The sequence below is a fragment of the uncultured Demequina sp. genome (assembly GCF_913055775.1).
Taxonomy (GTDB): domain Bacteria; phylum Actinomycetota; class Actinomycetes; order Actinomycetales; family Demequinaceae; genus Demequina.
Map to the genome: position 1 here is coordinate 1 of NZ_CAJXJX010000161.1, position 5,005 is coordinate 5,005.

A 5,005-nucleotide genomic window follows, 5' to 3' on the forward strand; every position below is an offset into this window, starting at 1 on the left:
CGCGCCCACATCGCGATGACGGACAGTGACAGCGTGCCGGGCTCGTGCAGGTGGACGACGTCGAAGTCGCCGTCGCGCAGCCAGGCGCGCACCCGCATCGCCGCGATCATGCCGAACTTGATGCGCGCGGTCGAGCCGTTGTACCGCACCGGGATCGACCGCCCAGCGGTGCGCACGTAGTCGGGCACCGGGGTCTCTGGGGCCGCGGGCGCGATCACGGAGACCTCGTGGCCACGCGCCTGGAGCGCCTCGGTCAGGTCCATGACGTGCAGCTGCACTCCCCCGGGCCTGTCGAGGGAGTACGGGCACACGATCCCGACCTTCACTCGACCCACCCGAAGCGCTGCAGCATGTGCCAGTCCTGCGGCCGCTCCTTGATCCGCGCGGCCATCCATGTCGCCCAGGCCTGGGACAGCTCCTGGACCCTGGTCTCCTTGGGGAAGTCGGCCGGATCCAGCGGCTCGCCGAACTGCAGGACGACCCCCCACTTGGATCCCGCGGCCCTGCGTCGCGCACCGTGGAGGCGCTCGTAGTACGACATGATCGGAACGAGCGGCACCCCGGTCGCACCGCAGACCGCCGCGGGCCCGGGGGCGACCTTGACCCGCTGGCCCCACATGTCCACCTCGATGCCGGAGCCGGAGATGTCGCGATCGGCCACGAGGCACAGCAGCGCTCGCTCGCCTGCGGCGATCCTGAGCAGCTTGCGGAACGTGGCGCCTCCCTCGTGGCCGAGGATTGTCATGCCGACGCTCTCGCGCATGGCGACGAACTCGTCGAAGACCTGGCGCGGCTTCAGGATCTCCGCGACGGCAACGACGGGAATGATGTGGCGCGCGGCGTAGCCGCCGACGATGTCCCAGTTGCCCGAATGCGACAGCACTCCCACGGCCGCGCTCCCCGAGTTGAGAGCGCCGTGCGCGACCGTGATGTCCTCGATGCGCAGGCGCGCGTCGAACTGCTCAGGGGTCATGCGCTCCATCTCGAAGACTTCGGAGTAGTAGCGCGCGGTCGACGCGAATGCGCGGCGCGACAGCCGCCGGAGCCGCCTGCCCTCGAAACCGGTCACGCGGTGAAGGTTGTCCTCGAGCCGCTTCGCGACGCGCCCCTGCCTCGCCCAGGCCGCCCACGCGAAAGCGCTGCACGCGCCCCGGAGCACAGGGAGAGGGACGCGCGGCGCGACGCGCCACGCAGTGAGGAAGGCGTTCATGGGCTCAGGCGCCGTCCCGGCTCTCGGAGTGGTCTGGCGCGGAGGCAGGCTCGGCGGCCGATGCGGAGCTCGACTCGGAGGCCGGCTCGGAGCCCGACTCTGAAGCCGGCTCGGGGGCACGCTCGGAGGCAGGCTCTCCCGGGTGGTGCTCGGGGTGGTCGGCGTAGTCCAGGGAGTCTCGGTGGTGGTCCTCGTGATCCCGCAGGTCCTCGCGGTTGGCGCGCACCACGGCCATCGAGCGCTGCACCACCGTGATCGCGGCGGCGGCCGCAAGCAGGTACAGGGTCCAGGTGAGCACCCACAGCGGCAGGCCGAGCCCCACGAATCCGGTCGCGGTCAGCCCGATCACGAGCCGGTCCGAGCGCTCGGCGATGCCCCCGGACGCCGCGACGCCCAGAGACTCGGCCTTCGCCCGTGCATACGGCACGAAGGACCCGAGCGTCAGGCACAGGAGCGCCGCGAGAGCGGTGTTCGGGTCATCCGTGCGGAACGTCCACACGAGCGCTCCGAAGATCGCCGCATCGGCCACCCGATCCAGCGTGGAGTCCAGGTACGCGCCGAGCCGCGACGTCTTGCCGGACAGGCGCGCCATGGTGCCGTCGAGCATGTCCGTCACGACGAAGAACGTGACCACCATGACGCCCCAGAACAGCATGATGCCGCCCTGCGGGAAGAAGAAGCACGCCCCGAACACCACCCCGATCGTGCCCGTGATGGTGACGGCGTTGGGGTGCACGCCCATGCGCAGCAGGCCCTTGGCGGGCGCCTGCCAGATCGCGGCCATGTACGGTCGCAGCTTGCCGAACATCGGTGTCCTAGCCCTCCTGCGATTCCCACGCCTCGCTCACTCGACTCCAGGTGTCGTCGAGCAGCTGCGGGACCGCCTTGGTCTTGCCGATGATCGGCAGGAAGTTCGAGTCGCCCATCCAGCGTGGCACCACATGCTGGTGGAGGTGCTCCGAGATGCCGGCACCTCCGACGGCTCCCTGGTTCATGCCGATGTTGAAGCCCTGGGTGCCCGAGACGGAGGTCAGCACGCGCATGGCGGTCTGGGTGAGGACGCCCATCTCGTCGCGCTCGGCGTCCGTCGCCTCGGTGTACCAGCCGATGTGGCGGTAGGGACACACCATCAGATGACCCGGGTTGTACGGGAAGAGGTTCAGCACCACGTAGCAGTGCTCGCCGCGGTGCACGACGAGCGCCTCGCGATCCGGATGCTCGAGTTTCGCGCACAGCGGGCAGCCCGATCCCTTCTCGTACGCGGGGCGGTCCTTCGCGTCCTCGATGTACGCCATGCGGTGCGGGGTCCACAGTCGCTCGAAGCCGTCCGGGCGCCCGCCCATCATGTCGCCGTCGACAACGTCCGGCATCAGACCTGCGCCTTGGTCCGCACGGCCTCGACGATGCGCTTGACCGCATCGGCCACGGGGATCTGGTTGTCCTGGGAGCCGTCGCGGAACCGGAACGACACGGCGCCTGCCTCGGCGTCCTCGCCACCGGCGATCAGCACGAAGGGCACCTTCTCCTTCGACGCCGTGCGGATCTTCTTGGGGAAGCGCTCGTCCGAGGCGTCGAGCTCCGCGCGGATTCCCTGGTCGCGCAGCTGATCGACGATCTCCTGCAGGTAGTCGTCGAACGCGTCCGCGACGGGGATGGCCCGCACCTGCACCGGCGCCAGCCACACCGGGAACGCGCCGGCGTAGTGCTCCGTGAGGATCGCGAAGAAGCGCTCGATCGAGCCGAACAGCGCGCGGTGGATCATCACGGGGCGCTGACGGGTGTTGTCCGGCGCGGTGTACTCGAGCTCGAAGCGCTCGGGCAGGTTGAAGTCGAGCTGAATGGTCGACATCTGCCAGGAACGACCGATCGCATCGCGCGTCTGCACCGAGATCTTGGGTCCGTAGAACGCCGCGCCGCCCGGATCAGGCACCAGCTCGAGACCTGAGCCCTCGGCGACCTCGCGCAGAGTCTCGGTCGCCTCCTCCCAGATCTCGTCCGAGCCCACCGACTTGTCGGGGTTGCGGGTCGACAGCTCGAGGTAGAAGTCGTCGAGGCCGTAGTCCTTGAGCAGGTTCAGCACGAAGGTCAGCAGCGACTCGAGCTCGTCGCGCATCTGCTCGCGCGTGCAATAGATGTGGGCATCGTCCTGGGTGAAGCCGCGCGCACGGGTCAGTCCGTGCACCACGCCCGACTTCTCGTAGCGGTACACCGTGCCGAACTCGAACAGCCTCAAGGGCAGCTCCCGGTAGGAGCGCCCGCGCGCGTCGAAGATCAGGTTGTGCATGGGGCAGTTCATGGGCTTGAGGTAGTAGTCCTGCCCCTGCCGGGTGACGTTGCCCTTGCTGTCGCGCTCCTCGTCGAGGTGCATGGGCGGGTACATGCCCTCGGCGTACCAGTCGAGGTGGCCCGAGGTCTCGAACAGCTGCGCCTTGGTCGCGTGGGGCGAGTAGACGAACTCGTAGCCCGCGTCGATGTGGCGCTGGCGCGAGTACTCCTCCATCTCGTGACGGATGATGCCGCCCTTCGGGTGGAAGACCGCGAGTCCTGAGCCAATCTGGTCGGGGAACGAGAACAGGTCGAGCTCGCTGCCGAGCCGGCGGTGATCACGGCGCTCGGCCTCGGCCAGGCGCTCCTTGTACGCGACCAGGTCCTCCTTGGTCGCCCACGCGGTGCCGTAGACGCGCTGCAGCTGCGGGTTCTTCTCGGAGCCCTTCCAGTACGCGGCCGCCGAGCGCATGAGCGACCACCCGTTGGCCAGCACCCTGGTGCTGGGCACGTGCGGCCCGCGGCAGAGGTCCTTCCATGCGACGTCGCCGTTGCGGCGCACGTTGTCGTAGATCGTGATCTCACCCTCGCCGATCTCGACCGACGCACCCTCGGCACCCTCGGTGTCGTGGGTCAGCAGCTCGCACTTGTAGGGCTCCGAACCCAGCTCGGCGAGTGCCTCGTCGCGGCTCACCTCGCGGCGCTGGAACGACTGGCCCTCCTTGACGATGCGCTGCATCGCCTTCTCGAGCGCCTTGAGGTCCTGCGGGGTGAACGGCTCGGCGACGTCGAAGTCGTAGTAGAAGCCGTTCTCGATGGGCGGGCCCACGCCGAGCTTGGCGTCGGGGTTGACCTGCTGCACCGCCTGCGCGAGCACGTGCGCGGTCGAGTGACGCAGCACCATCAGCCCGTCGGGCTCATCGATGGTGACCGCCTCGACGACGGCTCCGTCCGGCAGCTCCCGGTCGAGGTCCCACAGCGCTCCGTCGACGCGCATGACCAGGACCTCCCGACGCTCGCCGTAGAGGTCGGTGCCCGTCGTCGTCGACTCGACCTGTCGCTGGTCGCCGTCGACGGTCACGTTGATGCTCGGCACCGGGTGTCTCCTCTGTTGGTTCTGCGCGTGCGCGCGAATGCGCGCGGGTCACCCCACGATGCTACCGATCCTCGCGAAGGCAAGCGCGCATCGGCCCCCAGGGCAAGCCGATGCGCGGGTCAGGTGAGCAGGCGGCGCTCGGCGACCGCTTCAGCGGTCTCGAGCCACGCCTGCGCGTGCGCGGCATCGTCGGTCCCGGCGGCGAGAGAGAGCACGTTCGCGGCGACGCGGGCCCGCAGCTCGCCCTCGTCGTGCCGCGCAGCGAACGCCCGGTACAGGCTGTGCGCCTCGCGGGGCACGTGCGCGTAGCCGGTTCCGTCGAGCTCCGGCAGCACGAGCAGGTGCGCGATCATGCACGCGCAGTCGTCGATCGCACGTCCCGGCCCCAGCGTGTCGAGGTCGATCAGCGCGACGACTCTCGTGGGATCGGTCGC

Annotated in this window: 5 protein-coding genes and 1 pseudogene; all 6 read right to left on the bottom strand. The window is 69.3% G+C overall.

The genetic code is table 11. The annotated features are described in order from the left end of the window. A partial coding sequence (locus QZ483_RS12600) for a glycosyltransferase family 4 protein (protein ID WP_297084529.1) occupies window positions 1-326 on the bottom strand: 326 nt, incomplete at its 3' end. Further along, window positions 323-1,210 (bottom strand): phosphatidylinositol mannoside acyltransferase, encoded by an 888-nt coding sequence (locus tag QZ483_RS12605; protein ID WP_297084531.1) that lies wholly within the window; start codon window positions 1,208-1,210, stop codon window positions 323-325. The genes QZ483_RS12605 and QZ483_RS12600, both read right to left, overlap by 4 nt. 4 nt (window positions 1,211-1,214) lie before the next feature. Next, window positions 1,215-2,018 (bottom strand): phosphatidylinositol phosphate synthase, encoded by an 804-nt coding sequence (pgsA, locus tag QZ483_RS12610; RefSeq protein WP_367117112.1) that lies wholly within the window; start codon window positions 2,016-2,018, stop codon window positions 1,215-1,217. Between the two features lie 7 nt (window positions 2,019-2,025). Then, the gene (locus tag QZ483_RS12615) at window positions 2,026-2,580 is read right to left on the bottom strand and encodes an HIT domain-containing protein (RefSeq protein WP_297084533.1); all 555 of its coding nucleotides are present in this window, start codon (window positions 2,578-2,580) and stop codon (window positions 2,026-2,028) included. After that, window positions 2,580-4,571, bottom strand: a complete 1,992-nt coding sequence (thrS, locus tag QZ483_RS12620) for a threonine--tRNA ligase (RefSeq protein ID WP_297084536.1) — start codon at window positions 4,569-4,571, stop codon at window positions 2,580-2,582. The genes QZ483_RS12615 and thrS overlap by 1 nt, the downstream gene beginning before the upstream one ends. Before the next feature lie 119 nt (window positions 4,572-4,690). Beyond that, a pseudogene (locus QZ483_RS12625) lies at window positions 4,691-5,005 on the bottom strand (serine kinase); the annotation flags it as partial.